1 protein-coding gene is annotated in these 558 nt (G+C 47.7%); it reads right to left on the reverse strand.

Annotated elements, in window-relative coordinates; all coding sequences use genetic code 11:
* Window positions 1-426, reverse strand: a 426-nt coding sequence (parM, locus tag ABD481_RS46970) for a plasmid segregation protein ParM domain-containing protein (protein WP_227525430.1), incomplete at its 3' end; no start/stop codon positions are given.
* Window positions 427-558: the final 132 nt, after the last annotated feature.

Below are 558 nucleotides of genomic sequence, written 5' to 3' on the forward strand. Positions count from 1 at the left end.
CACGTCCGTTACGGTAAATGCCCTGCCCTTATTCAGAACCAGCTCACGCATCAGGTTTTCCCGTTTGCGTCGTATGTTCTCCTCGTTCCGCTGGCAGTCCCCGTCGTAATACTCACTCAGGGGCAGCGTCACGGTCAGGCTCACCGGCTGCGGCTCCAGTCCGCTGTTCAGCAGCGCATGATGCACGGCCAGCAGGTTGAGATCACCGTACTGATATTCCACGTTTGTTGTCGGGATGGCATCCCGACTGACGCTGTCCCAGGTGTATTTCAGCGTCCCCACCTGATAGTTGAACGTTGCCGCACTGAATTCCGCCACTTTCCAGCCATGCCGGAAGGAGTTCGCAGAAACCCGGGTCTGAAGCTCATCGCCTTCAAACCATGCCAGCTTAACATTAGTTGAACCATCATCGCAGTAAATATTCATCAATATGCTCCGTTAGTTACACTCAATTTGATACCAATTATAAGAGCAAAATGAAAAAAACAAAGTAATATTTCTCAATATGAGCAATATAAAAATATCAAAATGATTAATATAAGCATTTTGAACACCTTT

This window comes from Catenulispora yoronensis, from assembly GCF_039531695.1.
Taxonomy (GTDB): domain Bacteria; phylum Actinomycetota; class Actinomycetes; order Streptomycetales; family Catenulisporaceae; genus Catenulispora; species Catenulispora yoronensis.